24 protein-coding genes and 1 pseudogene are annotated in these 25,863 nt (G+C 66.9%); 14 read left to right on the top strand and 11 right to left on the bottom strand.

Annotated features, from left to right (window positions below; genetic code table 11):
- Window positions 1-147 precede the first annotated feature (147 nt).
- A complete protein-coding gene (locus Q9Q79_RS13040; protein ID WP_201862260.1) occupies window positions 148-2,610 on the top strand; it encodes a prolyl oligopeptidase family serine peptidase in 2,463 nt (820 codons plus the stop codon).
- A 190-nt stretch (window positions 2,611-2,800) separates the two neighbouring features.
- A complete protein-coding gene (locus Q9Q79_RS13035) occupies window positions 2,801-3,121 on the top strand; it encodes a hypothetical protein (RefSeq protein WP_005410210.1) in 321 nt (106 codons plus the stop codon).
- A gap of 10 nt (window positions 3,122-3,131) precedes the next feature.
- Here Q9Q79_RS13035 and Q9Q79_RS13030 read toward each other — a convergent pair whose 3' ends face one another.
- Window positions 3,132-4,115: a hypothetical protein gene (locus Q9Q79_RS13030; RefSeq protein ID WP_201862262.1), complete on the bottom strand. Its 984-nt coding sequence runs from the start codon at window positions 4,113-4,115 to the stop codon at window positions 3,132-3,134.
- Window positions 4,116-4,253: 138 nt separating this feature from the next.
- Here Q9Q79_RS13030 and Q9Q79_RS13025 point away from each other — a divergent pair, with 138 nt between their 5' ends.
- Both Q9Q79_RS13025 and Q9Q79_RS13020 read left to right on the top strand, forming a co-directional pair.
- A complete protein-coding gene (locus Q9Q79_RS13025) occupies window positions 4,254-5,219 on the top strand; it encodes a DUF2268 domain-containing putative Zn-dependent protease (protein WP_032966912.1) in 966 nt (321 codons plus the stop codon).
- Window positions 5,220-5,268: 49 nt separating this feature from the next.
- Entirely contained in the window at window positions 5,269-6,057 is a 789-nt protein-coding gene (locus tag Q9Q79_RS13020; protein ID WP_201862264.1) for an SGNH/GDSL hydrolase family protein, read from the top strand.
- Here Q9Q79_RS13020 and Q9Q79_RS13015 read toward each other — a convergent pair.
- Window positions 6,032-6,916, bottom strand: coding sequence for a LysR family transcriptional regulator (locus Q9Q79_RS13015; protein WP_005413886.1), 885 nt, complete (start codon window positions 6,914-6,916; stop codon window positions 6,032-6,034). The two genes, Q9Q79_RS13020 and Q9Q79_RS13015, sit on opposite strands and share 26 nt — an antisense overlap.
- A gap of 104 nt (window positions 6,917-7,020) precedes the next feature.
- Here Q9Q79_RS13015 and Q9Q79_RS13010 point away from each other — a divergent pair, with 104 nt between their 5' ends.
- Window positions 7,021-8,154, top strand: a complete 1,134-nt coding sequence (locus Q9Q79_RS13010) for an agmatine deiminase family protein (protein WP_005413885.1) — start codon at window positions 7,021-7,023, stop codon at window positions 8,152-8,154.
- Between the two features lie 6 nt (window positions 8,155-8,160).
- On the opposite strand, the gene Q9Q79_RS13005 is transcribed toward Q9Q79_RS13010, so the two are convergent.
- Window positions 8,161-8,706, bottom strand: coding sequence for a thioesterase family protein (locus Q9Q79_RS13005; protein ID WP_049397600.1), 546 nt, complete (start codon window positions 8,704-8,706; stop codon window positions 8,161-8,163).
- A gap of 69 nt (window positions 8,707-8,775) precedes the next feature.
- Here Q9Q79_RS13005 and Q9Q79_RS13000 point away from each other — a divergent pair, with 69 nt between their 5' ends.
- Window positions 8,776-9,351: a TetR/AcrR family transcriptional regulator gene (locus Q9Q79_RS13000; RefSeq protein ID WP_049397601.1), complete on the top strand. Its 576-nt coding sequence runs from the start codon at window positions 8,776-8,778 to the stop codon at window positions 9,349-9,351.
- 34 nt (window positions 9,352-9,385) lie between these two features.
- On the opposite strand, the gene Q9Q79_RS12995 is transcribed toward Q9Q79_RS13000, so the two are convergent.
- The gene (locus Q9Q79_RS12995) at window positions 9,386-9,709 is read right to left on the bottom strand and encodes a hypothetical protein (RefSeq protein ID WP_049397602.1); all 324 of its coding nucleotides are present in this window, start codon (window positions 9,707-9,709) and stop codon (window positions 9,386-9,388) included.
- 263 nt (window positions 9,710-9,972) lie between these two features.
- On the opposite strand from Q9Q79_RS12995, the gene Q9Q79_RS12990 reads away from it, so the two are divergent.
- Genes Q9Q79_RS12990 through Q9Q79_RS12975 form a run of 4 tightly spaced genes read left to right on the top strand, consistent with a single transcriptional unit; the run spans window position 9,973 to window position 12,417 of the window.
- Window positions 9,973-10,125: a hypothetical protein gene (locus Q9Q79_RS12990; RefSeq protein ID WP_005410201.1), complete on the top strand. Its 153-nt coding sequence runs from the start codon at window positions 9,973-9,975 to the stop codon at window positions 10,123-10,125.
- A 51-nt stretch (window positions 10,126-10,176) separates the two neighbouring features.
- A complete protein-coding gene (locus Q9Q79_RS12985) occupies window positions 10,177-11,022 on the top strand; it encodes a hypothetical protein (RefSeq protein WP_049397603.1) in 846 nt (281 codons plus the stop codon).
- Entirely contained in the window at window positions 11,022-11,894 is an 873-nt protein-coding gene (locus Q9Q79_RS12980) for a hypothetical protein (RefSeq protein ID WP_049397604.1), read from the top strand. The genes Q9Q79_RS12985 and Q9Q79_RS12980 overlap by 1 nt, the downstream gene beginning before the upstream one ends.
- 13 nt (window positions 11,895-11,907) lie before the next feature.
- Window positions 11,908-12,417 (top strand): hypothetical protein, encoded by a 510-nt coding sequence (locus tag Q9Q79_RS12975; protein WP_049397605.1) that lies wholly within the window; start codon window positions 11,908-11,910, stop codon window positions 12,415-12,417.
- Window positions 12,418-12,463: 46 nt separating this feature from the next.
- Here Q9Q79_RS12975 and Q9Q79_RS12970 read toward each other — a convergent pair whose 3' ends face one another.
- From Q9Q79_RS12970 to hutI, 6 genes are all read right to left on the bottom strand, one after another.
- Window positions 12,464-14,575 (bottom strand): TonB-dependent receptor, encoded by a 2,112-nt coding sequence (locus Q9Q79_RS12970; protein WP_201862272.1) that lies wholly within the window; start codon window positions 14,573-14,575, stop codon window positions 12,464-12,466.
- Between the two features lie 193 nt (window positions 14,576-14,768).
- Window positions 14,769-16,205, bottom strand: a complete 1,437-nt coding sequence (locus Q9Q79_RS12965; RefSeq protein WP_049397607.1) for a serine hydrolase domain-containing protein — start codon at window positions 16,203-16,205, stop codon at window positions 14,769-14,771.
- 149 nt (window positions 16,206-16,354) lie between these two features.
- On the bottom strand, window positions 16,355-18,022 hold the full coding sequence (gene hutU / locus Q9Q79_RS12960; RefSeq protein ID WP_201862274.1) for a urocanate hydratase: 1,668 nt from the start codon (window positions 18,020-18,022) through the stop codon (window positions 16,355-16,357).
- On the bottom strand, window positions 18,019-18,873 hold the full coding sequence (gene hutG / locus Q9Q79_RS12955) for an N-formylglutamate deformylase (RefSeq protein ID WP_088430873.1): 855 nt from the start codon (window positions 18,871-18,873) through the stop codon (window positions 18,019-18,021). The genes hutU and hutG overlap by 4 nt, the downstream gene beginning before the upstream one ends.
- A complete protein-coding gene (gene hutH, locus Q9Q79_RS12950; protein ID WP_201862275.1) occupies window positions 18,870-20,411 on the bottom strand; it encodes a histidine ammonia-lyase in 1,542 nt (513 codons plus the stop codon). The genes hutG and hutH overlap by 4 nt, the downstream gene beginning before the upstream one ends.
- The gene (gene hutI / locus Q9Q79_RS12945; RefSeq protein ID WP_111197200.1) at window positions 20,408-21,631 is read right to left on the bottom strand and encodes an imidazolonepropionase; all 1,224 of its coding nucleotides are present in this window, start codon (window positions 21,629-21,631) and stop codon (window positions 20,408-20,410) included. Before hutI ends, hutH begins: the two co-directional genes overlap by 4 nt.
- A gap of 67 nt (window positions 21,632-21,698) precedes the next feature.
- Between hutI and Q9Q79_RS12940 the strand changes: the two genes are divergently transcribed.
- The 4 genes and pseudogenes from Q9Q79_RS12940 to Q9Q79_RS12925 all read left to right on the top strand — a co-directional run bounded on the left by Q9Q79_RS12940 (window position 21,699) and on the right by Q9Q79_RS12925 (window position 24,505).
- Window positions 21,699-23,069 (top strand): formimidoylglutamate deiminase, encoded by a 1,371-nt coding sequence (locus Q9Q79_RS12940; protein ID WP_111197180.1) that lies wholly within the window; start codon window positions 21,699-21,701, stop codon window positions 23,067-23,069.
- 28 nt (window positions 23,070-23,097) lie between these two features.
- Window positions 23,098-23,826 carry a histidine utilization repressor gene (gene hutC / locus Q9Q79_RS12935; RefSeq protein ID WP_049431534.1) on the top strand — a complete coding sequence of 243 codons (729 nt, stop codon included), beginning with the start codon at window positions 23,098-23,100 and terminating at the stop codon, window positions 23,824-23,826.
- Between the two features lie 94 nt (window positions 23,827-23,920).
- A pseudogene (locus tag Q9Q79_RS12930) lies at window positions 23,921-23,989 on the top strand (addiction module toxin, HicA family); the annotation flags it as partial.
- A gap of 123 nt (window positions 23,990-24,112) precedes the next feature.
- The gene (locus Q9Q79_RS12925; RefSeq protein ID WP_005410188.1) at window positions 24,113-24,505 is read left to right on the top strand and encodes a type II toxin-antitoxin system HicB family antitoxin; all 393 of its coding nucleotides are present in this window, start codon (window positions 24,113-24,115) and stop codon (window positions 24,503-24,505) included.
- Between the two features lie 146 nt (window positions 24,506-24,651).
- Here the strand turns inward: Q9Q79_RS12925 and Q9Q79_RS12920 are convergent, their stop codons facing one another.
- Window positions 24,652-25,662: a restriction endonuclease gene (locus Q9Q79_RS12920; protein WP_005410187.1), complete on the bottom strand. Its 1,011-nt coding sequence runs from the start codon at window positions 25,660-25,662 to the stop codon at window positions 24,652-24,654.
- Window positions 25,663-25,863 lie beyond the last annotated feature (201 nt).

Here is a 25,863-nt window from a genome sequence, read left to right as displayed (position 1 = left end):
CTGCCTCACCAGCGGCACCTCTTGGCGCGGCACACTTTGCCCCATCCGGCCACTAGCCCTTCCGGCCCATTCACGACAACCCCTGCGGTGCTAGATTCGGGCCCCTTGCCCGTCCTCGGGCGCCCATTCACACCCCAGGGGATAAGGATGCTGATCCGTCGAACCTCTCTGGCGGCGGCGGTTGCCGTTGCCACCGTCGGCCTGCTGGCCGCTGGCCCGGCCTTCGCTGACTACGCGAAGCCGCCGGAACACCTGCTCAAGGTGCTGAAGGCACCGCCGCCGCCGGCACCGAACGTGGCCCCGGGCGGCCAGCGCCTGCTGCTGACCACCGCGCAGACCTACCCGTCAATCAGCCGCGTCGCCCAGCCCTATCTGAAGCTGGCCGGCGTGCGCCTGGAGCCGAAGAACCGCAGCCGCCATGACACGCCAGGTGGCTACGGCATTCCGGCCTGCGTGGCCGACTTCACCCTGGTCGACATCGGCAGCGGCAAGGAGACCAAGGTCAACCTGCCGCAGGGCTGTGCCACCGGCGCGCTCTGGTCGGCCGATGGCAGCCACTTCGCCTTCCAGAATGCGGTCGATACCAGCGTGCAGCTGTGGGTGGGCGATGCGGCCACCGGGCAGGTGAAGCAGATTCCGAACGTGCAGTTGAATCCGATCTTCGGCAACACCGTGCAGTGGCTGGGCGGCAGCCAGAACCTGCTGGTGAAGCTGGTGCCGGCCAACCAGGGCCCGGCACCGTCCAACGGCGGCGTACCGACCGGCCCGGATGCACAGGAGTCGCTGGGCAGCAGTGGCGAGAGCAGCACCTACGAAGCCCGCGACACGCTGACCAGCGTGCATGACGAGAAGCTGTTCGCTTATTACGGTGCCTCGCAGCTGGCCGTGGTCGATACCGCCGCCAACAGCGTGCGCCCGGTCGGGCAGCCGGCGCTGTTCAACGACGTCAGCGCCGCGCCCGATGGCGTGCATGTGCTGACCGAGTCGATCAAGGCACCGTACTCGCATGCGGTGACCTACCAGCGCTTCGCCAATGACGTGGCCGTGCTGGATATCGGCAGCGGCAAGTCCACGCCGATCGCCAGCCTGCCGCTGGCCGACCGTGTGCCGGTGCATGGTGTACCGGAAGGCCCGCGTGGCTTCGACTGGCGTGCCACCGATCCGGCCACCCTGGTCTATGCCGAGGCACTGGACAAGGGCGACTGGAAGGTCAACGTGCCGCACCGCGACCGCGTGCTGATGCTGAAGGCCCCGTTCAACGGCAAGCCGACCGAAATCACCCGTACCGCGCAGCGATTTGAGGGCTTCGCGTGGACCGCCGATCCGGCCGTGGCGTTCCAGTACGAGAACGACGAGAACCGCCACTGGATGCAGACCCGCATCGTCGATGTGGACCAGCCGAAGAAGGAAGGCCGCCTGCTGTGGGACATGTCCAGCGACGAGCTGTACGCCAACCCCGGCAACCTGGTCTTTGCCCGCTTGCCGAATGGCGCGCAGGTGGTGCGCCGTGAGGGCAACCATGTGTTCCTCAGCGGCCGTGGCGCGTCGCCGCAGGGCGACCGTCCGTTCCTGGACCGCCTGGACCTGGGCACCCTGAAGAGCGAGCGCCTGTTCCGCAGCAGTGCCGACGCCTACGAACAGTTCCTCGGTTTCAGCAGCACGCCGGGGCGCTACCTGACCTGGCACCAGTCGGTGATCGATCCGCCGAATGCCTTCATCCGCCAGCAGGGTGAGGCAGTGGCTGATGCGAAGGCCGGCGAGGCGCAGTTCGCGTCCACCGCGACCGCGCTGACCAAGCTGGTCGACCCGACCCCGGAGGTGCGCCAGATCAAGAAGCAGCTGGTGACCTACAAGCGTGCCGATGGCGTGGACCTGTCGTTCACCCTGTACACGCCGCCGGGCTACAAGGAAGGCCAGCGCGTGCCGGCGATCCTGTATGCGTACCCGGCCGACTTCGCCAATGCCGCGCAGGCCGGCCAGGTGTCCGGTTCGCAGCAGACCTTCACCCGTCTGCAGCCGTACCGCCTGATGCTGCTGGCCGGCTACGCGATCATCGACAACGCCTCGTTCCCTATCGTCGGGGACCCGAAGAACGCGTACGACACTTATCTGGAGCAGTTGGAAGCCGATGCCAAGGCGGCGGTGGACAAGGCCGTGGACATGGGCGTGGTCGACCGCAACCGCATCGGCGTGACCGGTCACAGCCACGGTGGCCTGATGACCGCCAACCTGATCGCCCACACCAACCTGTTCAAGGCCGGCGTGGCGACCAGTGGTTCGTACAACAAGACCTTCACCCCGTTCGGCTTCCAGAACGAGCGTCGCTCGGTGTGGCAGGCGCAGGACGTGTACCTGAAGGCCTCGCCGTTCTTCTATGCCGACAAGATCAAGCTGCCGCTGCTGCTGGTCCACGGCGAGGACGACGCCAACCCGGGCACCGAGCCGTTCCAGTCGCGCAAGCTGTACCAGGCGATCCGCGGCAACGGCGGTACCACCCGCTTGGTGATGCTGCCGAACGAGCCGCACTGGTACACCGCGCTGGAGTCGAACGAGCAGCTGGTATCGGAAATGCTGAACTGGTTCGACACCTACGTGAAGAACGCCAAGTGAAGGAACAGGAAGGCCACCTCCGGGTGGCCTTCCTGCATCCTGCTGTAGCGCCAAGCCCACGCTCGGCTGTAACCAGCCGCACGTGCTCTGCAATCAACTGTGGAGACTCGGTAACGACGTGTTACCGGCACATTCGCATGCCACGCAGATGGGCTAGGCTGACCCTGTGAGTTCGTCCCGGGTCGGTGCAATGAAAGCCATCGTTCTTGCTGCAACGTTGTCGTTGGTCCTGGTTTCAAACGCCCATGCCCAGTCGCTACCCACCGAGCTGGCGCAGCTGGGGATCATCGCCGGCATGCCCTACGCCAAGGCCAAGCGCCTGCTGGATGCTGCGGGATGGCAGGTGAAGCCGGCGCAGGGCGCGCCGGAATCGCTGGAGGGCTTTCCGGAAGTGGGGTGCCAGAAGGGCGGGAAGCAGTGCGCGACGACCTTCGAGAAGGGTGAACAGCAGATTGCGGTGCGGCTGGGCACTACCCTGGCAGGGCAGCCGTTCGTGCAGAGCGCTGATTGAGCACCCGAGCTCACGCCAACGGCAGGCGGTCCTGCGCATGCGCCAACCGGTCATGCAGTTCGCGCACGTGCTCGGCCTTGGCATGGATGCGCGTGGTATCACCGAAACTGCGCAGGTAGGCGCACGCGGCGAAGCCGGCACTCTTCTTTTCGTACTCGGCAATCCAGGCCAGGCGATCCGGGTTGTTGGCCTGCTCGGCTGACCACGCGGCCACCGGCGGACGGATGCGGTACCTCAGGTCAACGCGCCACGGCTTTGGTGTCAGGCGCGCACGGAAGCAGTGCTGCAGCCGGCACATGCGCGCGTACAGGGTGTCGGCGCCCAGCGTTCTGAAGAACGCCTGAAGCTGCTCGTCTTCGGGCAGGAACGTGGCGTGCATGGCCAGCACGCGCAATCCAGCCGGCGTGCGGTACGTACGCAGATGCCAGTCCGGATGCTGTTCGCTGAAGGCCGCGACCCGCTGCAGGGCTACGCCTTCGGCGCCACCGGCCGCGGCCAGGCGCCGCTTGCGCTGCATCAGCATCGCCGTGTTGACCAGCAGCACCGCTGCCACCCCCAGCACCAGTCCCACCAGCCAGTGCCAGAGCAGAGTGCCGATGACGGCGCCAGCGAACAGCAGCACTGCGGCGATGATTGCAGGCATCACGCAACCGGCAGGTGGCTGCGCATGATCGATGTCGGCGAACAGCACGTCCGGGGTGTTCAGGCACAGCGCACCGTAGCTGTTGCGTGTAATGATGACGTCGCCGTCGCGCTGCACGATCTGCTCGCGGATCGGCACGCCCTCCACGCCGTAGTTGCTGCGCACTTCGCGTCGCGGAAGCGCCTGCCCGGCGAGGATGGCATTGAGGGCTTCGTTGGCGCGGCGATCGGCGTGCACCTGCGCCTCGGCAGGGCCTTCGTCGGACCAGCCGAAGCGGCGCACGACCACCGGCCGGCCACGGAAACGGGCCTGCAGGCGGGCTTCGGCCCAGTACGCGGGAACGATCATCATCGTGCGGTGCTCCATCTTCCATGGCAGGTGCCGAAGCGAGTCTGGCACAGCGCCGGTGCGCCCGCATCCGCCTGCTGCAGTGGGCCGGGCGGAGTGATAGATTGCGCGCTTCGCATGCACTCCACCAAGGACGGAGCGATGTTCATGATCCTGCGCGGCCTGTTGGCCCTGGCCTGTGCCGGGGCGGTAGGCGTGGCCACCGCAGCGGTACCGGCAGGGCCGCAGATCCTCACCGAGGATGTCAGCCGTTTCTATGCACTTTATGACAGCGCTGGCGGCAAGCCCAGCGTTGCGCAGCTGCGTGGATACCTGGCCGAGGGTTCGGCCGGCCTGGCCGAACTGGCCAAGGCGCGCCGGGTCACTCCTGAACGCATTGCCGAGTCCATCGCCAGCCAGCCCGAGCTGTATGCACAGGGACGAAACTGCCTGGCCGAACTGCCCGCGGTGAAGCAACGCCTGACGCAGGTGTTTTCCAACCTGCAGGCGATCTACCCGCAGACCCGGTTCCCGCCGGTGACCATCGCGGTGGGCCGCGGCCGGCCGGTCGGGCTGACCTCGAAAAGCGGCGTGATCATTGGTCTGGAAGCGCTGTGCGCGGCCGACTTCATGAATGCCAATGTGCAGGATCGCTTCGTGCATGTGATCGCACACGAATACGTGCACATCCAGCAGACCGGCCTGATCGACTTCGAGCCGGGTGACCCGCGCGCGACAGTGCTGCGCGTGTCGCTGGGCGAGGGCATCGCCGAGTTCATCGCCGAGCTGATTTCCGGCAACGTCGGCAATGGGCGTCACGCGGCCTGGACCCGTGGCCGGGAAGTGCATATCGAAAGCGCGTTCGCGCTGGATCTGGACAGCACCGATCTGTCGCCGTGGCTGTACAACTACAAGCCTGGCTCGCAGGAACCCTACGACCTGGGGTACTGGGTGGGTTACCGCATCGCCAAGGCCTATTACCTGCAGGCCAAGGACAAGCGTGATGCGGTGCGTGCGCTGATCCAGCAGGACAACCCGAAAACGATCCTGGCCGCCAGCGGCTGGACGCCGGGCATGTGGATGCCGGCGAAAGTCACGGGTGTAGCGGCGCGTACGGCTGCACGCTGAGCACAGGGCAGGGCGTTAGACTGCGCAGGATGATTTCAGGAGTACCCGCATGCGTGGACCTGTTGAGCTTGCCGCTGCAACCGTCGTGACGTTGGGCCTCGCGTTGGCTTCTCCGCTGGGTGCCGCCGAAGCCGTCGCAGTCAATCCGATGCTGCAGACGCCCATCGACCAGTTGCGCCCCGACGAGGTTCGTTTCATGCAGCAGCGCCTGGCCGATTTTCCGGAGTTGCAGCGCTATCGTGATGCCAACGCGCGACTGCCTGCGGCCGTGCCGGGCCAGCCGCGCGTGGTGTTCTTCGGCGACTCGATCACCGAAGGCTGGGGTGCGGAAGGCAGCGCCGGATTCTTCCCCGGCAAGGGCTGGCTCAACCGCGGCATCAGCGGCCAGACCACGGCGCAGATGCTGGTGCGCTTCCCGCAGGACGTGCTGGCACTGAAGCCACAGGTGGTGGTGATCCTGGCCGGCACCAACGACATTGCCGGCAACACCGGCCCGTCCACGCAGGCGATGATTGAAGACAACCTGCATGCGATGGTGGACCTGGCCCGTGCACATGGCATCGCCGTGGTGCTGGCATCGGTGCTGCCGGTCAGCGATTACCCGTGGCTGCCGGGAACAGCGCCAGCGCCGAAGGTGCGTGCATTGAACACGGCATTGAAGCGCTATGCCGATGCGCAGCAGCTGGTCTATCTGGACTACTACACGCCGATGACCAATGCCGCCGGAGGACTCGATCCGCAGCTGGCCGAGGATGGCGTGCATCCCACGGCGAAGGGCTATGCGGTGATGGCGCCGTTGGCCGAGGCGGCGGTCAAGCGCGCGCTGCAGCAGAAGTAGCTTCTGCGGGCAGACTCGCCAGCAACCACTCACAGAAACTGATCACCAGCGGATCGGCCGCGCTGTCCTCATGCACCAGCCAGCTCCAGCGCGGGCCGCGCACGCGTGCCTCATCCAGCGGCTGCAGCAGCCCCTGATCGCAGGCGCGGGCCGCCAGCAGCTCGCTGACCAGGGCGATACCCAGCCCTTGGCAGGCAGCATCCAGCAGCTGCCCGGGTTCGGAGAAGTTCATGCCTTCGCGGCGCTGGCCGACATCGGCGCCGCCCTGTACCTGCCACTGGCTCCAGTCCATTTCGCGCTCGCCATGCAGGGTGAGGCGTTCGTGCACCGGCGTGGCGAGCAGGGCCGGATGGCAGGCCGGAAAGAGGCGATCCTGCAGCAGCACGCGATGCTGGCACTGCGCCTGTGAGTCGAGGTCATCGCGTACCGCCACGTCCAGCGTCTGCGTGGTCATATCCGGTGCCTCCTCGCTGGTCAGCAGCCACAGGTCGGCGTCGGGATGCAGGCGGTGGAAGCTGGCCAGGCGCGGCACCAGCCAATGCCGGGCAAAGGCTGGACTGGTGTTGACGATCAGTTGATTCGGCTTGCGGTACTGATCGAGCCGGCGGATGCCGCTGGCCAGCTGCCGCAGCAGGGACTGGGTGGTTTCCAGCAGGTCGATGCCGGCGTCGGTGAGGGTGACGCTGCGGCCCTGCCGGAAGAACAACGGCTGCTGCAGCGAGGCTTCCAGACCCCGGATCTGCTGGCTGATGGCCGACTGGGTCAGGTGCAGTTCCTCGGCCGCCCTGTGGAAACTACCCAGGCGGGCGGCGGCCTCGAAACCACGCAGCGCGTTCAGCGGTGGCCAATGCTTCAGCATTTCAGATAAGTAAAACTGTTCAATTGGTGGCTGAATCTATCGTTTGTGCTTATCGATACGCAAGCGCAGCATAGGTCCATCCCACACCGGCCCTGAAGCCCGTCATGAGCAGCCGTCGTCACTTCCTCACCCAGCTGGCGGGCGCCGCTGGCCTTGGCGGCCTGGCCGCCCTCGGCCTGACAGGGCTGCCGACGCGCGTATCCGCAGCGGGGCCGGGTGCGGGTATCTGGCGCATGCCGGACGAGCACGGGCCGCAGGAACGCGTTTTCCTGGCCTTCGCCGCGCAACCGCGGGTGTGGGGCGCGCAGGCCGATGCGGTGAACACCGCCGTGGCACGCCTGGCCCGCACCATCGCCCGCCACCAGCCCGTTAGTGTGCTGTGCCGCCCGGCGCAGCGGAAGCTGGCGCAGGATCGCTGCGGCCGCGACAACATCGAGTTCCTCGAGGTGCCGCTGGATGACATCTGGGTGCGCGACTACGGCGGATGTTTCGTCACCGATGGCAAGGGCGGGCTGGGCCTGGTTGATTTCAACTTCAACGGCTGGGGCGGCAAGCAGAGCGCACGGAACGATGGTGCGGTGGCGCCGTGGCTGGCGCAGGTGACCGGTGCCACGCTGCTGGAAAGCGATCTGGTGGGCGAGGGTGGCGGCATCGAAGTCGATGGCCATGGCACGGCCATCCTCACCGAAAGCTGCTGGGTGAACCGCAATCGCAATCCCGGCTGGTCGCGCGCGGATATCGAGGCCGAGCTGATGCACCACCTCGGCCTGCGCAAGGTGATCTGGCTGCCCGGCATCGCCGGCGAGGACATCACTGACGCACACGTGGATTTCTATGCGCGCTTCGTGCGTCCGGGCGTGGTGATCGCCAATCTGGACGACGATCCGGAGTCCTACGACTACGATCTGACCCGCGAGCACCTGGAGATTCTGCGCGGCGCCACCGATGCCGATGGCCGTCGTCTGCAGGTGCACACGCTGCCGCCGCCGCTGGACGGGCGCGACAACGTGCATACCCGCGACAACGATGATCTGGCGATGGGCTACATCAACTACCTGCCGATCAACGGCGCGGTGGTCGCGCCGCAGTTCGGTGACGACGCAGCCGATGGCTACTGCCGTGAACTACTGGAAGACATGTATCCCGGTCGTGTGATCGAACAGGTGGACATCGATGCGATCGCCGGTGGCGGTGGCGGCATCCATTGCGTGACCAAGAACATGCCGAAGGTAGGCTGAGGTGCCTCAGGCGTCGTCCTGCTTCAACGCCGCATCGGCCGCCAGCAGCGCCTCGGCGGCTGCACTGAGCGGCGGCGACGGCGGGGCAACCACACCGATCGCTTCCATCATCTTCGGCATGCCCAGGAACTGGCGCGCGCGACGGTCGTAGATGCCGGTGACCAGCAGCGCACGGGTGGCGATCTTCTGCTCGGGCCCGATCAGCACGCGCTGCTCCATGATGCCGCGCGAGCCGACCCAGCCGACCAGGCGCGTTTCCAGGGTGAAGCGCTGGAACGGCTTCAGCTCGCGGCGGAACTGGATGGTGCCGGCGCCGACGATTGGTGCCCACTTCTCGCGCAGTGCCACCCGGCCCAGGCCCATGCGCAGGATCAGGTCCAGCCGGCCCAGGTCGAAGATGTTCCAGTAGCGGCCGTTGGTCATATGCAGGTTGCTGTCCAGATCGTTGGGCAGCACCCGGAACTGCAGCCGCGAGACCCCGAACGGCGCCTCCAGCTTCGGCCGGAACAGGCTGCACAGCAGCAGGTGGAGCAGGCGGAACCAGAGATTCATGGTTATGACGACTGTTATAGTATCGCCGATACGCTAATGTATGACGACTGTCCTGGCAAGGAGCCTGCCGTGAGCCCGCGCCCCTCTGATGCGCCACAACGCGTGATTGATGCTGCGGCACAGATGCTGGCGCGCGTGGGTCTCAATGCCACCAGCATCCGTGAGGTGACCAAGCTGGCCGAGGCGCCGCTGGGCTCCACCTATCACCACTTTCCCGGCGGCAAGCAGGAGCTGCTGGCGCGCGCCACCCACATGGCTGGTGACAAGGTGGAGGCGCTCCTCGTTGAGTTGTTGAAGGGCGGGGCCGTGCAGGGCCTGCAGCAGTTCCTGGCGATGTGGCGCGAGCGCCTGCTGCGCTCCGGGTTCCGCGCGGGTTGTCCGGTGCTGGCCGCTGCCGTCGAAGAGCCGGTCGAGGCGGTTACCAGCCAACCGCGCGTGGCCGCCGCAGAGGTGTTCGTGCGCTGGCAGGGGCATCTGGCCGCAGCCTTCATTGCCGACGGCCACGAACCTGCGGCGGCGAATGGACTGGCCAGCCTGGTGATCGCCAGCGTGGAAGGCGCCGTGGCGATGTGCCGCGCACTGCAGGACATCGCCCCGTTCGACCAGGTGGCCGCGCAGTTGCTGAAGGCCGCCGCGCCTCCTTGATCCGGCTATACGTGTGCGGAGGACGTGCAGCAGGTCATCGGAAGATCATCAGGTAGCCCCAGCCGAGCACGATGGGCAGGAAGGCAGCGATGGCCGACGCGCCAAGCCAACGCAGGTAGCCGCGGGAGGCGGGGGATCCCTGCCGCTTGAGGGCCCAGGCATGCGTCGGGAGCACCAGCAACGTCTGCACCGCAAAGGTGGCCACGGCGGCAAGCCATGCCACCAGGACGCCGAGGCAGCCATCGCTGAAGCAGCGGCTACCAAACCACGAACCCCAACCGGCGAGGCCAATCATTGGAACGAACATCACGAGCGCGGTGGCGCGGGTGAACTGGGAGGCGTGCATGCCGTGGCGCATAGCTCTTCTGGTGGAAAATCATAATCCAGCCGTCGGCGCGCGGGTACAAGGCCGGCGCCAGTGCGGCCTGTGGGTGATGGACCTACGGCCCCATCGCGCTAGAATCCGTCCACCACCGCCTACGCGTGCCCGGCAAGGATGTCCGCATGCAGTATCAGGTTTCTGAGGTCCCTGGCCGCAATGCCACGCGCCCGCTGGCGGCGGCATGAAGAACTCGCGCCATTTTTCCATCAGTGCATTGAAGTTGCCCAGGAGCCGCGGCAGTGAAGTCGTGCGTGCGGCTGGCCGCGCACGCGGTGGCCATGATCGTCGCGTTGACCGGCGCCACCGTTTTCCATGCCTCGGGTCTGCAGTGGGCGGCCGCTGTCGATGCAATGCCGCTGCGCTACCCGATGGCGGTAGTGCTGGCCGGGTAGTGCTGCAATTCCGGGCGATTTCCTCTGTGCTTCACTTTTTCCAGGATCTTCATGCGACAGCGCATTGCAAGGAAACGCGTCCTGGCCACAACGGTCGTTCTATCGATGGTTGCAGTCGTAGCGCTGCTGGCCAGCGTGCGCCCGCAGTGGCGGCGGGAAGTCGGCCCGCCTCCGATCAGTCTGGGAACGGCACGGATGCAGGCCGAAGTGATGGCAGAGCTCATCGACCTGCGACCGACACCGCCAGGAAAGCCGCCGGTTCCACCGATTCCAATGAGAGGAGTCTCCTCCCCGATGCTGGCCGGTAACAGTGGGTTCGCGACCGCAGAGGTGCGGCTGGAAGACGTCGCGCCAGCACACTTCGAGCCGCGCGGCTGGGAGCCCGACATTCCATTCGCTGTGATGGAATGGACTGCGCCTTCCTGCGGTGAAGGATATCCCGCCCCGGTCTGCCAGGTTCGTCACAGCGTCGTCGAGTGGCGCGATGATGACAGTGCGGCGTCCTTTCAACTGCAGCAGCATCTGGAGTCGATGCTGCAGGTTGCGAACCGCCGGGCTTCACGGGTACCCGGTCTCGCGTTCGAGCTTGCACACGTGCGGGCGCAACGGATGACGTGGGACGAGCTTCAGCAACGGCGCGCGCGCGGTATCGAGGGATGCACGGGTGGCCCGGGCAGTCCGGATCTGGGCGTTGTCTATCTGCAGCGTCCTGTGTTCAGCCTGGATGGGAACTGGGCAATGGCATCGATCGCCTCGGATCTGTGCAGTGGAGGAACGGCGATGCGTGTCCTCTACCTTCTGCATCGCAGGAAGGGCGGCTGGGAGCGTGTTCGAGTGGAGCCTGTCCGCTATACGAGCTTTGGACAGGGCCTGTGGCCCGCGTTGCCGGAGTCGTGATGACAGATACCTCGTTCAAGCCAGACCGTGACTGCCAACAACGGATCGCCTGGCGACGCATTGCATCGCTGGCGGCTGCGCTGTCGGCCTTGGCGCTCATGGCCGGAATCTGCAGCCTGCGCCCGAGGTGGCAGCAGGCGATCGGTCCGCCACCGGTCAACCTGGGAACGGCGCAGATGCAGGCGGAGGCGATGGCGCTGGCGATCCGGCAGAGTCCTCCATTCCGTCTTCCAGCCCCGCCAGTGCCGCAGCCAACGCCAGTTCTGCCATCGTCGCTGAGCAAGGTGCCCACCGCACCGCAGACGCCGTCCACGCGCGTCGATCGATGGCGCCTGCAGGAGCAGCCGCAGTTGACCGACCCGGTGGGGGAGGACATCTACGTGATGGAGCAGACCTTGCCCTATTGCTGGGCGGGCAGCAGTGCCTCGACCTGCCAGGAGGTGGACGATCTGGTCCTGCCGCTGGACGACCGGTGGCCGCCGGACATCCATGCGCTGCGATTGCAGCTGCAGGCGGACCTGGTTCCCACCAATCGCCGTCCCACGCCAGTACCTGCGGGCGCATTGGCCGGTGCGCAGCGGATGGACGGCGCGGGGCTTCGAGCGCTGCGGGAGCAGGGGTGCAGGGCAACGGTGCATGGGCCGATTCGGACATACGACCACGTCGCCTATCTGACCCGGCCCGTTTTCAGTGTCGATGGGCAGTGGGCTATGATCGCGGTCGCCTGGGATTCGTGTTCCGGCGATTTCGTCTACCGGGAGCTTGTCGTGCTGCATCGGGAACAAGGACGCTGGATGGCCGAACCCCCGGAACGGGGTCTGGGCGGCGTATGGGACGGCCGCATACTGCGGCCTTGGACGTACAACCACTGACGAGGAAGAGCGCATGGATGTCGCTGCACGCAGGAACAGGACGTTGTTTCGTTGGATCATGGTGACGCTGCTGGCAGTATTGATGCCGTTTGCGGCACTGGCGCAGCCCGCAGCCGGGCAGGCCGAAGCCGCCACTGCCGCGGAAGAGGCGCGATGCCGCGCCTGCAGCTATGAGCGTATCGGGCACAAGGTCGATATCGGGCTGGTTGCACTGGTGTCGCTGCTGGTGGTGGGCCTGCTGGTAGCGGCGTCCCGCGAGTGGGGCACCACCTCGCAGCGCTGGACCTGCCGCACGCTGGCTCTGTTGCTGGTGGGTGTCGGTGTGGCATTGCTGTGGTGGGCTGGCAGCGTCGTCTACCTGGGCTACAACCCGTGGCAGGAAATGGCCGCCCCTGTCGATGGTTCGCTTACCTCGACACTGCTCAACACCTCACCGAAGTGGCTGGCGGCGCTGGCGTTGATTGGTTTCGCACCTTCCATCTGGAAGCGCAGCGAGCGCCTGCCGGCCTGGCGTATCGGCTGATCCTGGAACGACGGCGCCGGATCACACCCGGCGCCGCCTGCGGTCATCAGTCAAACCGCAAACGCACACCAGCGTAGATGCCACGGCCTTCGCCCGGCGTCGAGCGGGCAATATCCCTGCCTGCGTCGTCGTAGCCCGGCGTGACCGTGGCGGCGTAGTGGCGGTTGCCGAGGTTGCGCATCTCCGCCCAGGCCTGCCAGCGGCCACCGGGTGCGTCGTAGCCGATGCGGCTGCCGAAGATCACGTGGCTGTCGGCCCAGTAGCTGTTGGCGTAGTCGACGGCGATGCGCGAGGCGTATTCGGTATTGAGCGCGGCGTACAGGCCGGATGCATGACCGAAGCGCAGCTCGGCCTGGTAGGCGTGGCGCGGCAGGCCGGGCAGGCGGTTGCTGCCGAAACGCGCGTCGTGGCGATAGCGGAAATCGCTGAAGGTATACGCCTGGCGCAGCGACAGGCGGCCCGGTGCAGCCTGCCACAGCGTGCTGTCCAATCCGGCCTCGATGCCGCGGTGAACGGTGGGGCTGGCGTTGTTCTCGGCGATGAACAGGTTCGGCACCGGTTGCAGTTCGACGCTCAGCAGTTCGTGGTTCACGTGTGCGTAGTAGCCGGTCAGTTCCCAGCGGCCCAGCGCCGCGTCACCGCGCGCGCCCAGTTCCAGCGTGGTGGCGGTCTGGTTCTGCATCGGCACCGGCGCGCGCTGGCGGCCGCTGGACGGGCCATTGCCTGGCCCGAAGTACTGGTTCGAGCCCCAGATCATCGACCAGGGGTGCGGCGCCTCCACCGAGCGGCTGAGGTTGCCGAACCACTGGGTCTGGGCGCTGTGCTGCCAGGTGAAGCCCAGTCGCGGCGTATAGTCCCAGTTGTGGTCGCGCAGGCGGCCGCCGCTGCTCGGCCAGGTCACCTGCACATCGCGACGGGTGTTGATCAGTGCCAGCCCGGTCTGCATGCGCAGGCGGTCATTGAAGGTGAGGGTATTGCCGACGTGCAGCGTGCTGTCGGTGCCGTGGTGCCGGAAGTCACGCGTGCGCGTACCGGCGGCATAGCCGTTGCTGGCAAAGCGCAGCGACTCGCGCACATCGGCGTCCAGATCGTGGGTGACGCGCAGGCCGACCGTGGTTTCGCTGTCCAGGCCGAACAGCCGGTGGCGGCGGCGGTAGTCCAGCGTGGCGTTGAGGTTGGCGTAGTCCAGCTGCTGCCGGTACAGGCTCTCGTTCAAGTCCATCGGGTACTTGTGATAGACCAGTCCGGCCTGCAACGAGGAGTCTTCATCGATCTGCAGCGTGGTGACGTTGCCCACCCAGGTGCTGCCCGGCTGCGGGCGACGCGCATCGATGGCCAGATTGGCCGCGTTCGCGGCGCGCGGATCGTTGCGGATCTGATCGCGGGTCAGGCGCCCAGGTGTTTCGTGGTTGGTTTCGCGATAGCGCACGAAGAAGCGCGTCTGCAGGTCGGGCGTGATCTGCCAGCCGATGTTGGCCATCGCACCCTTGCCGTCGCCGCGCGCATGACGCTGGTAACCGTCGAATTCGGTATCGGTGTAGGCCAGGAAGTAGTCGACATCACCACTGACGCCGCCCCAGCTGATGCCGCGCTTCTGGTAGCCACGGCTGCCGGCTTCGTAGTGCAGCTGCACGCCCGCCGAATCACGACCGCTGCGGCTGACGTAGTCGATGGCACCGCCCAGCGCCAGCGCCCCGCGCTCGAAGCCGTTGGCGCCGCGCAGGACTTCGACGCGCGACAGCCACAGCGGTTCCAGCAGCTCGTAGGGCGTGCCGCCCGGGCCGGTCAGTGGCAGACCGTCGATCGACACCGCAATACCCGAGGCGTGCGCGCCCGGACCCCGGTTGATGCCCGAGCCACGGATCGAGATCTTGGTGCCCTCATTACCCGGCGACTGCGCGCTGATACCCGGCTGGTAGGCCAGCACATCGGCGCTGGTGGACAGTCGGCTGTCGGCCTTGGCCATGTCGATCAGGTTGCTGGCGCCGGGCACGCGCTTCAGCGCCTCGCGCGCCTGCGCGCTGGCATCGGCGGCAGCGGTGACCTGCACGGCATCCAGCGTGGTGGCCTGTGGGGCGGCAGCGGCGGTGGAAGAGAGGCCGAGGGAAACGGCCAGGAACAGCAGCGAGGGGGTGGGGCGGTACGACGAGAGCGACATGCGGGAATGCTGTAAACCACCAAAGTGGCGCGCAAGTTAACAGGTCGGCGGCGTCACGTCACCCATCGCTCGCGTATGGCCGCCCGCAACATCCATGTAGAGCCGAGTCCATGCTCGGCTATCGCGCGCAGCGCGGGTCTCCTGAGATCGCAACGAAGAGCAGCCGAGCATGGGCTCGGCTCTGCAGCAGGGTTTAGGGCGAGGGCTTCGCCAGCGCCTTGGCCTTCGCGTACAGCGCCTTGGCAATCTCTGCATCGCCCAATGCCGCATGGAACTCGGCCAGGCTGTCCCACGCGTTGGCCGAATCCGGATACAGCTCGGCGTTGAGCGCGAACACTTTCAGTGCCTTGCTGGCACCCAGACTCTCGCGGATGGCATAGCCATCGGCATTGATCGCACGTTCCAGTTCATCGGTGGGAACGCCATTGCTGACGCGCAGCCAGCTACGCATTCGCGGTTTCGCATCGGTGCTGTCATCCACCGCATAGGCGATCAGCCGCTCGGACAGCACAGCGTGCGGAAACTCCCCGGGCGCAACCACCGCCATCGTGCTCTCCACCAGCGTGCTGGACCAGACATTGCGGGCGCTGCCGTTGGTCAGGTACACGAACACCCAGTAGCCGTTGGCCAGCGTGCCCTTGTAGGCCAATCGCGCACGTACACGGGTGCCACCATCGTGACCTACCTGGGTGTAGCCGTCGCTTCGGGTGGTGTCCCAACCGGTGGAGAAGAAATTGCTGCCGCCACCGACCAGCTTCTGCGGCTGCCAGAGCTTTTCCAGGGTCGCCGTGCGCACCAGCTTGCCGCTCGCCAGCGCCTGCAGGAAACGGTTCATATCGCCCACGGTGGTCTGCAGGTCGGCATGGCCCCAGCCGTAGTCCGGCCAGGGATCTTCATTGGCCGGCTGCAGTTGGCCATCCTTGCCGATGTACGGCACCGCCGCGCGCCGGGCCGGCACGCTGGCACCGCCCCACGAGGTGCTGGCCATCTTCAATGGCTGCAGGATGCGTTCGCGAGCGATGGCCGGGTAGGGCTTGCGGTAGTGCGCTTGCAGCAACGCCGTCAGCACCAGGTAGTTGGCCTGGGTGTACTGCACGCGGCTGCCGGTGGCGAACTGCATCGGTGTCGCGCCGGCTACCTTCAGTGCAGCGCCAAGGACAGGGGCTACACCAGGGTAGCCCTTGCTGACCCAACGGTTGTCGACACGATCGTAGTACTCGCCGATACCCGAGCTGTGGTTGAGGAAATCGCGCACGTGGATTGCCTGCCATGCTGCAGGCAGGTCCGGCACATAGCGGCTGGCCGGTGCATCCAGATCCACCTTGCCCTGGTCGACCAATTGCATCACCAGCGTGCTGGTCAGCAGCTTGGCCATCGACTGGGCGGCGAAGATCGTATCGACAGTGGCAGGCGCATGGGCAGCGGGATCACGTTCACCGCTGGCGCCCTGGTACAGCACCTGGCCGTTGTGGGCGACCAGTACCGCCTGGCCGGCGATGCCGTAGCGCTCGCGGTTGGTCTGCAGCTGGGTGCTGAGCTGCTTGGAAAGATCGCCGGCAGTTTCAAGCGCCGAAACGGGTGGGATCGCAAACAGCGTGCAGAGCAATGCAACGGCCAGGGTGCGGTACATCGCGGTGATCCATCAGCGGTGATGGCGCATGTTGGTCACGTCGGAAGAGCGGGTCAAGGGCACCGATTCCCGCATCAGGGAGAGCCGGCCAGCGGCCGGCACTACCATACGTTTCCGGTAGTGCCGGCCGCGGGCCGGCACCCCTGCGATCAGCCGAGAATTCCCGGCAGATCCAGTCCCTTTTCCTTCGCGCAGTTGATCGCGATGTCATACCCCGCATCAGCATGGCGCATCACGCCGGTGGCCGGGTCGTTCCACAGCACGCGGCCAATCCGCTTGGCCGCGGCCTCGGTGCCGTCGCAGACGATCACCATGCCGGCGTGCTGCGAGAAGCCCATGCCGACGCCACCGCCGTGGTGCAGCGACACCCAGGTCGCGCCGCTGGCGGTGTTGAGCAGGGCGTTCAGCAGCGGCCAGTCGGATACCGCATCGGAGCCGTCGGCCATCGCTTCGGTTTCGCGGTTCGGCGAGGCGACGCTGCCACTGTCCAGGTGGTCGCGACCGATCACCACCGGCGCCTTCAGTTCGCCGTTGGCGACCATCTCGTTGAACGCCAGGCCAAGTCGATCACGATCACCCAGGCCGACCCAGCAGATGCGCGCCGGCAGGCCCTGGAACTTGATCTTCTCGGCGGCCATGTCCAGCCAGCGGTGCAGGTGCGGGTTGTCCGGAATCAGTTCCTTCACCTTGGCATCGGTCTTGGCGATGTCTTCCGGGTCGCCACTCAGTGCCGCCCAACGGAACGGGCCGATGCCGCGGCAGAACAACGGGCGGATGTAGGCCGGCACGAAACCCGGGAAATCGAACGCATTGGCCACGCCTTCTTCCAGCGCCATCTGCCGCAGGTTGTTGCCGTAGTCCACGGTCGGTACGCCCAGCGCATGGAAGCCGAGCATGGCGCGGATGTGGTTGGCCATCGATGCACGCGCGGCCTTCTCCACTTCCTTGGGGGCGGAAGCGCGCTTCTCATCCCACTGTTCGACCGTCCAGCCCTGCGGCAGGTAGCCGTTCACCGGGTCGTGCGCGGAGGTCTGGTCGGTCAGCAGGTCCGGCTTCACGCCGCGCTTGAGCAGTTCGGCCAGCACATCGGCAACGTTGCCGAGCAGGCCCACCGACTTCGGCGTACCGGCCTTGCACGATTCATCGATCAGGCGCAGCGCTTCGTCCAGATTGTCGGTCCAGGTGTCGAGGTAGCCGGTGCGCAGGCGCATGTCGATGCTGCTCTTGCGGCACTCGACGGCCAGGCAGGAGGCACCGGCCATCACGGCAGCCAGCGGCTGTGCACCACCCATGCCGCCGAGGCCACCGGTGAACAGCCACTTCCCGGTCAGGTCGCCGCCGAAATGCTGGCGCCCCATTTCCACGAAGGTCTCGTAGGTGCCCTGCACGATGCCCTGCGCACCGATGTAGATCCAGCTGCCGGCGGTCATCTGGCCGTACATGGCCAGGCCCTTCCTATCCAGCTCGTTGAAGTGGTCCCAGTTGGCCCAGCGCGGCACCAGGTTGGAATTGGCGATCAGCACGCGCGGTGCATCGGCGTGGGTGCGGAACACGCCCACCGGCTTGCCCGATTGCACCAGCAGGGTCTGGTCATCGTCCAGGCGCTTGAGCGTTTCGACGATGGCGTCGAAGCTTTCCCAGTCGCGTGCGGCGCGGCCGATGCCGCCATACACCACCAGTTCCTGCGGGCGCTCGGCCACGTCCGGGTGCAGGTTGTTCATCAGCATGCGCAGCGGTGCTTCGGTCAGCCAGCTCTTGGCATTGAGCGTGGTGCCGGTCGGCGCGGCGATGGTGCGGGACGGGTCGTTGCGGGTCATGCGGCGCTCCGGTTCGTAGCGAATTCAAGGCAGGCGTTGAGCACCTGCGCCAGGGTGTGGCGCAGCGGTGCGGCGTGGTCGGGGTCGAGCGGGGTGGGCCAGCTGTGCTCGTCCACCTGGTCCGGCAGGGGTTCGTGCATGTAGCCGCGGCAGGCCAGTTCCATCTGCAGGCTGTGCACGCCGCCGGCGACATTGCTGTAGTGGCGGGTGATCCAGCCGCCCTTGAAGCGGCCGTTGCGCACCTGGCTCATGCCACTGATCTTCAGCAGGTTTTCCACCACGTCGCTCAGGGCGTTGTCGCAGGAGGTGTCCGGTGCGCCGGACGGACCGGCAGTCCCCAGGTTGAACTGCGGCAGTTCGCCCTCGAACAGGTGCGGGATATGCGAGCGGATCGAGTGTGCGTCGTACACCACCACGGTGCCGTGGCGTGCACGCAGGCGCGTGATCTGCGAAGCCAGCACATCGTGGTAAGGCAGGAAATACGTGTCGCGACGACGGGCGATTTCCGCGTCATCCGGTTCGCGCCCGGCGTGGTACAGCGGCTGGTTGTCGAAGGTCGTCAGCGGACACAGGCCGGTGGTGTTCTGGCCCGGGTACAGCGACACGCCGCTGGGATCGCGGTTGAGGTCGATCACCGAACGCGAGATCGCCGAGCGCACCGTGGTCGCGCCCATGCCGCGCACGAAGTCGTACAGCTCGTGCACCCACCAGTCGGCATCGCGGCGGGCCAGCCACGGCGAGTGGTAGTCGCCGATCAGGTCGTGCGGCAGCTCGCTGCCGGTATGCGGGAAGCTGACGATGAGGGGGGCATCGCCCTCGTGCACCGTCAACCATTCAGGAAGGGTCGTCATGCCTGCGGTTCCACAGTCGGCAACAGATCGCCCAGGCCCTGCGCCAGCACGCCACTGCGCACAAGATTCGTGGCGGTCACCATGTCGGGGTGGAAATAGCGGTCTTCTTCCAGCGTCGGCACCTGCGCACGCAGGGTGGCGCGCACCGTTTCCAGCGCGGCGCTGGAGCGCAGCGGCGCGTGGAAGTCGCATCCCTGCGCGGCGGCCAGCAGCTCGATGCCGATCACGTTGGCGGCGTTCTCGGCCATCTGCATCAGCCGGCGTGCGCCATGCGCGGCCATCGACACATGGTCTTCCTGGTTGGCCGAGGTCGGAATCGAATCAACGCTGGCCGGGTAGGCGCGCTGCTTGTTTTCCGAGACCAGTGCAGCGGCGGTCACCTGCGGGATCATGAAGCCGGAATTCAGGCCCGGGCGCGGGGTCAGGAACGCCGGCAGACCGGACAGGGCCGGGTCCACCAGCATCGCCAGGCGGCGCTCGCTGATCGAACCGATCTCGCACACCGCCATCGCCAGCATGTCGGCGGCAAAGGCGACTGGCTCGGCGTGGAAGTTGCCACCGGACAGCGCTTCGCCGGTGTCGGTGAACACCAGCGGATTGTCGGACACGCCGTTGGCTTCGATTTCCAGCGTGGTCGCGGCCTGGCGCAGGATGTCCAGCGCCGCGCCCATCACCTGCGGCTGGCAGCGCAGGCAGTACGGGTCCTGCACGCGCACATCGTTGTCGCGATGCGACTCGCGGATGTCCGAGCCCTGCATCAGCGCGCGCAGGGTGGCGGCGGCGGCGATCTGCCCGCGCTGGCCGCGGATCGCGTGGATGCGCGGGTCGAAGGGCGTGTCGGAACCCTTGGCTGCTTCCACCGACAGTGCGCCGGTCACCAGTGCGGCCTGGAACACGGTCTCGATCTCGAACAGGCCCGCCAGCGCATAGGCGGTGGAGAACTGGGTGCCGTTGAGCAGCGCCAGGCCTTCCTTCGCGCCCAGTTCGATCGGCTGCAGGCCGGCACGTGCCAGTGCGTCGGCTGCCGGTAGGCGCTCGCCGCCGATGAAGGCTTCGCCTACGCCCAGCATCACGCTGGCCAGGTGCGAGAGCGGCGCCAGGTCACCCGAGGCACCCACCGAACCCTGTGCGGGCACCACCGGCAGCACGCCCTTGACCAGCATCGCTTCCAGCAGCAGCAGGGTCTCCTCGCGAATGCCTGACGCACCCTGCGCCAGGCTGACCAGCTTAAGCGCCATCATCAGGCGCACCACGCTGGCCGGCATCGGCTCGCCCACGCCGGCGGCATGCGAGAGCACGATGTTCCGCTGCAGGGTGGCCAGATCTTCGCGCTCGATGCGCACGCTGGCCAGCTTGCCGAAGCCGGTATTGATGCCATACACCGGCGCGCCCTTGGCGACGATGGCGGCCACGGTCGCGGCACTGGCACGCACCACCGGCAGCGCAGCCGGGTCCAGTGCAAGCGGCGCACCGCGATAGACCTGCCGCCACTGGGCGAGAGTGACATGGCCGGGGCGAAGAACCAGGGTGTTGCTCATGTGTTGCTCCAGGAGGCAGGCAGGTCGGGCTGTCCGCGCACCACGCGCGCGTGCAGCGGGTTGAATCCAATGCGATAGACCAGGTCGGCGGGGGCATCGATGTCCCAGATCGCCAGGTCGCAGTCCAGGCCCACGGCGAGGCGGCCGATGCGGTCGCTGCGTCCGAGCGCGCGCGCCGCTTCACGGGTGAAGCCGGCGATGCACTCATCCACGGTCAGGCGGAACAGGGTGGCGCCCATGTTCATCGCCAGCAGCGGGCTGGTCAGCGGCGAAGTGCCCGGATTGCTGTCGGTGGCCAGCGCCAGCGGCACGGCGGCCGCACGCAGCGCAGCGATCGGCGGCAGGGTGGTATCGCGGGTGAAATAGAAGGCGCCAGGCAACAGCACGGCGACGGTGCCGGCGGCGGCCATCGCGGCGATGCCGGCATCGTCCAGATGTTCGATATGGTCGGCCGAGAGGGCACCGAAGCTGGCGGCCAGTTCGGCGCCATGCTGGTTGCTCAGCTGCTCGGCATGAATCTTCACCGCCAGCCCGTTGGCGCGCGCCGCTTCGAAGACCTGCCGCGCCTGCGCCGGCGAGAAGGCGATGTTCTCGCAGAATACGTCCACCGCTTCGGCCAGGCCTTCGGCGGCGATGGCCGGAATCATCACGTTGCACACCTCGTCGGTGTATTCCTGCGCCTCGCGGCCTGGCGGAATCGCGTGTGCGCCGAGGAATGTGGTCACCACGTTGACCCGGCACTCCTCGCCCAGCGCACGCGCTACCTGCAGCTGCTTGCGTTCGTCGGGCAGGGTCAGGCCGTAGCCGGACTTGATCTCGATCGTGGTCACGCCTTCGGCACGCATCGCCAGCAGGCGCGGCCGGCTTTCGCTGGCCAGCTGTTCCGGGGTGGCAGCACGGGTGGCGCGCACGGTGGAGACGATGCCGCCGCCGGCACGGGCGATCTCGGCATAACTGACGCCCTGCAGGCGCTGCTCGAATTCGTTGGCGCGGTTGCCGGCGTAGACCAGGTGGGTGTGGCAGTCGATCAGGCCGGGCGAGATCCAGCGGCCTTCGCCATCGATGCGGGTGGTCGGCTGCAGGTGGGCGTCGCTGCCGGCCGGGCCAACATGGACGATGCGGCCGTCGGCGCAGGCCATCACGCCATCGCGGATGACACCCAGCCCCTCGCCATCGAGGGTCATCAGGTGGACGTTGGACCAGAGGGTATCGACGTGCATGGCATCCACAACGCGGCTGTGCTTATATGTCTATACAATATAGGCGTCCATTTCGGGTTGTCCAGCCATGTCCGATTCGCGTTCCCCACACTGTTTCCATGCCGCCCACGCCCTGCTGGCCGATGGCTGGGCCCGCGATGTCCGCCTGCAGGTGCAGGACGGCCGCATCACGGCGATCCACATGGGGCAGGGCGCCCAGCACGGCGACACCTGCGTCGGCATCCTGGTGCCGGGCCTGCCCAACCTGCACAGCCACGCATTCCAGCGCGGCATGGCCGGGCTGACCGAGATCGGCGGCGGTGACGGTGACAGCTTCTGGAGCTGGCGTGAGCTGATGTACCGCTTCCTGGCCCATCTGCGCCCGGACGCAGTGCAGGCCATCGCCGCCCAGGCCTACATGGAAATGCTGGAAAGCGGCTTCACCCGCGTCGGCGAATTCCATTACCTGCACCACGACGCCGATGGTCGCGCCTATGCCAACCGCGCCGAGATGAGTGCACGGATTGCTGCCGCCGCCGATCAGACCGGTATCGGCCTGACCCTGCTGCCGGTGTTCTATGCGCATGCCGATTTCGGCGGGGCGGCGCCGAATCCAGCGCAGCGGCGCCTGATCCACGACGTGAACGGTTTCGCGCAGCTGCTGGACGCCGCCAAGCCGGCACTGGCCGCGCTGCCGGATGCGGTGCTCGGCATCGCGCCGCACAGCCTGCGTGCAGTCACCGGCGAGGAATTGAGTGCGTTGCTGCCGCTGACCGACGGCCCGGTGCACATCCATATCGCCGAGCAGGTGCGTGAAGTCGAGGCCTGCCTGGCCTGGAGCGGCCAGCGTCCGGTGCAGTGGCTGTACGACCATGCACCGGTGGATGCGCGCTGGTGCCTGGTGCACGCCACCCACATCACCGACGATGAGCGCGCCGCCATCGTGGCCAGCCAGGCCGTGGCCGGCCTGTGCCCGATCACCGAAGCCAATCTGGGCGACGGCCTGTTCCCGATGCAGGCGTTCGCGCGCGAGGGTGGGCGCTTCGGTGTCGGCTCCGATTCCAATGTGCTGATCGATGCGGCCGAAGAACTGCGCCTGCTCGAATACGGCCAGCGCCTGACCCTGCGTGGGCGCAACGTACTGGCCCCGGATGCCACCCGCAGCACCGGCCGCTTCCTGTTCGAAGGCGCACTGCACGGTGGTGCACAGGCGCTGGGCGTGGCCGCTGGCCTGCAGGTCGGCGCCAGTGCCGACCTGGTCGAACTGGATGCCGGGCACCCGGCGCTGCAGGCGCGACAGGATGACGCATGGCTTGACAGCTGGGTGTTCGCCGCACGTAATGACGCGCTGCGATCGGTCTGGCGCCATGGCCGCCAATGCGTGGCCGAGGGCCGCCACCTGCAGCGCGAGGCGATCACCACCGCCTTTACCGCCGCCCTGCGTGGCGTGCTGGGCTGATCGCCTCCCGCCACCGAGACCCCATTACGTGAAGGCCAGCAAGTCCGCCACGCTCAACCAGCGTATCCGCAGCGATCTGGAAAGCCGCATCCTCAGTGGAGAGTGGGCGCCGGGCTTTCGGATTCCGTACGAACACGAGCTGATGGAGCAGTACGGCTGCTCGCGGATGACGGTGAACAAGGTGCTGACCGCGCTGGCCGAGAGCGGCATGATCGAACGCCGTCGCCGTGCCGGTTCGTTCGTCGCGCGGCAGCCCCCGCACCTGGAGCAGGTGGCGCTGGAGATTCCCGATATCGCGATGGAGGTTGGCTCGCGCGGCCACCAGTACGCCTATCGCCTGCTGCAGCGCGACCTGCGCCTTGCCGATGCCGGCAATGCCGGTGAAGTCGAGCTGGCCGGACAGGAAAACCTGCTGGCGATGCGCTGCCTGCACCTGGCCGATGGTCGCCCGCTGGCGCTGGAGCATCGCCTGATCAGCCCGGTGGGCGTGCCTGAGGTACTGGAGGTCGACTTCAACACTACCGCGCCGGGCAGCTGGCTGCTGCAGAACGTGTCGTGGACCCGTGCCCAGCACCGCATCAGTGCCTGGGGGGCAGATACCGCCACCGCCAAGCTGCTGGACGTGAAGCCCGGTACCGCCTGCCTGGTGATCGAACGCCTGACCTGGCGTGGCGAACAGCCGATCACCCGCGTGCGCCAGGTGTTCCTGGGGGATGCCTGGGACCTGGTGGCGCGCTTCGCGCCGGGCGCGCGATAGGGATTCCATCCACGCATGGCGTGGATCTACTGGGCCGGAACGACTGTCGCCTTGAACTCTGTCAGGGCGTGTGTGCGATGTGTATCGTCCCTGCATGAAGAGCAGGGACCTCATCCGGGATCTGGAAGCGGCAGGTTGGATCTGTCGCCGGATCCGCGGATCCCATCATGTATTCGTGCACCCGCAGCACCCTCACATCATCACCCTTCCTCACCCAAAGGAAGGATCTGGGGAAAGGGCTGGTGCAGGCGTTGCGGAAGCTCGCAGGACTGACGTAGGAGGGCCCATGCGATATCCAGTCCTGATCGAGGCAGGCGATGAGCGCACCGCGTGGGGTGTGGTCGTTCCAGATCTGCCGGGGTGCTTCTCGGCGGCCGATACGCTTGATGATGCGCTCAGCGCTGCCGAGGAAGCTGCACTCGCCTGGATTGATGCGGCCCTGGATGAGGGGCGTTCGATTCCGACACCGTCCGCGCCGCAGAAGATCGCCGCCGAGGCATCCAAGGACATCCGTTGGATTCTTGCGTACATCTGCATTGATCCGGCTCTGCTGGACGATACCATCGAGCGGGTCAATATCAGCCTGCCACGCCGGATCCTGGCGAGGCTGGATGCGCAGGCCAGAGCGGCGGGTGAATCGCGCTCCAGTTACATCGCCCATCTCGCGGCATTGGGCTGAGCTGGCGCCATGTGGAGCCGAGCCGATGCTCGGCTGCTGTTCGCGCGTGGCTCAACTCTGCAAAGGCATCCACGCGTGGCGTGGATCTACCAAGGGGTCGCGCATCGGGGTTCAGTAGATCCACGCCACGCGTGGATGCGGCCCCATCAGTACGTGGCGCATTGGCGCCAGCGCACCGGCTCATCCACGCCGGGGCGGGCGTTGAGCTGGATGCGCACGTTGCGCAGGGCGGGGTAGTGCAGCACTTCCTCGCAGACCTGCGGCCAGACCGCGTCCAGCTCGCCCGTGCGGTTGATCGCCAGCGTCTGCCGGGTCAGCCAGACCCCGCTGGCGATACCGGGCTTGCCGGCCAAGGCGCGGGACAGATCGGCCTGGAAGCGCTCCAGCGTGGCGGCATCCGGGTTGGGGTTGCTGCGCGCGTCGGCTGAGGGCGCGGCCGGTGCAGGCGCAGCGGCCGGCGGCGTGGTGGCGGGGGCCGGTGCCGGTTCGGGCGCCGCTCCAACCGCAGGCGCAACCGGCGCGGGGGTGTCCGCCACCTCGGCAACAGGCGCGGTGTCCTGCACATGCAAGCCTTGCAGGCTCAATCCCACCAGCAGGCCCAGCGTGACCGCGCCGAGCGCGGCAATGGCGATCCGGCGCAGGGCTTCATGGCGGGCGCTGGCGCGCACACGGGTTTCGATTTCCGCCGGCAGGTAGGGCTGCAGCAGCGGCCACAGGCGTGGACCGTCCAGCACCTCGACCGCCTGCTTCTCGGCAGCGCTGCGCCCGTCGCGTTCCATCCGGCCTTCGGTCAGCAGCACGCCGCCCTTGGCGCCGGCCAGGCGCGCAGCAGCCCCCAGCTCGTTCACTGCGGCGGTGCCGATACGGTAGGCAAGGCCATGCTTGCAGGACACCAGCCACTGGTTGGGGCCGTCGCTGAGCAGGAAGTCGCTGCTTGGCTCGCGGGACTCCTCCGCCGGGTCATTCAGTTCACGCAGGCCGCGCTGTTCGCGCAGCATGCGCTTGACCAGTACCGAGAACTCGCGCCAGTGCATGCCGGCCAGCGCTTGCAGGCCGAGTTGCATCTCCTTCTGCCGCCGCTTGATCCACCACAGATAGACAACAGCCAGGGAACAGGTAAGCAGGGCCGACAGCAGGGCCAGGATCCAAGGGAGCATGCAGGAGGTGCGCGGAAGGGGCGAATGCGGAAGACGACAGTGTAAAGGTCGCACTATCCGGCTGGGTCAGGACGTTCCTGACAGGAAGCGTGATGGAACGCTCAGATCGGCATACGGCGAGCACGAAAAACCCGCCAATCCTGAAGCCGTGAGGGGAGGGAACAAACGGCAGCCGAAGCGATTGGCGGGTTGCTCGCGATT

The sequence above is a fragment of the Stenotrophomonas sp. a6 genome, from assembly GCF_030913325.1.
Classification (GTDB): domain Bacteria; phylum Pseudomonadota; class Gammaproteobacteria; order Xanthomonadales; family Xanthomonadaceae; genus Stenotrophomonas; species Stenotrophomonas maltophilia.
The sequence above is the reverse complement of the archived record's forward strand: the minus strand, read 5'-3'. Positions and strand labels throughout refer to the sequence as shown.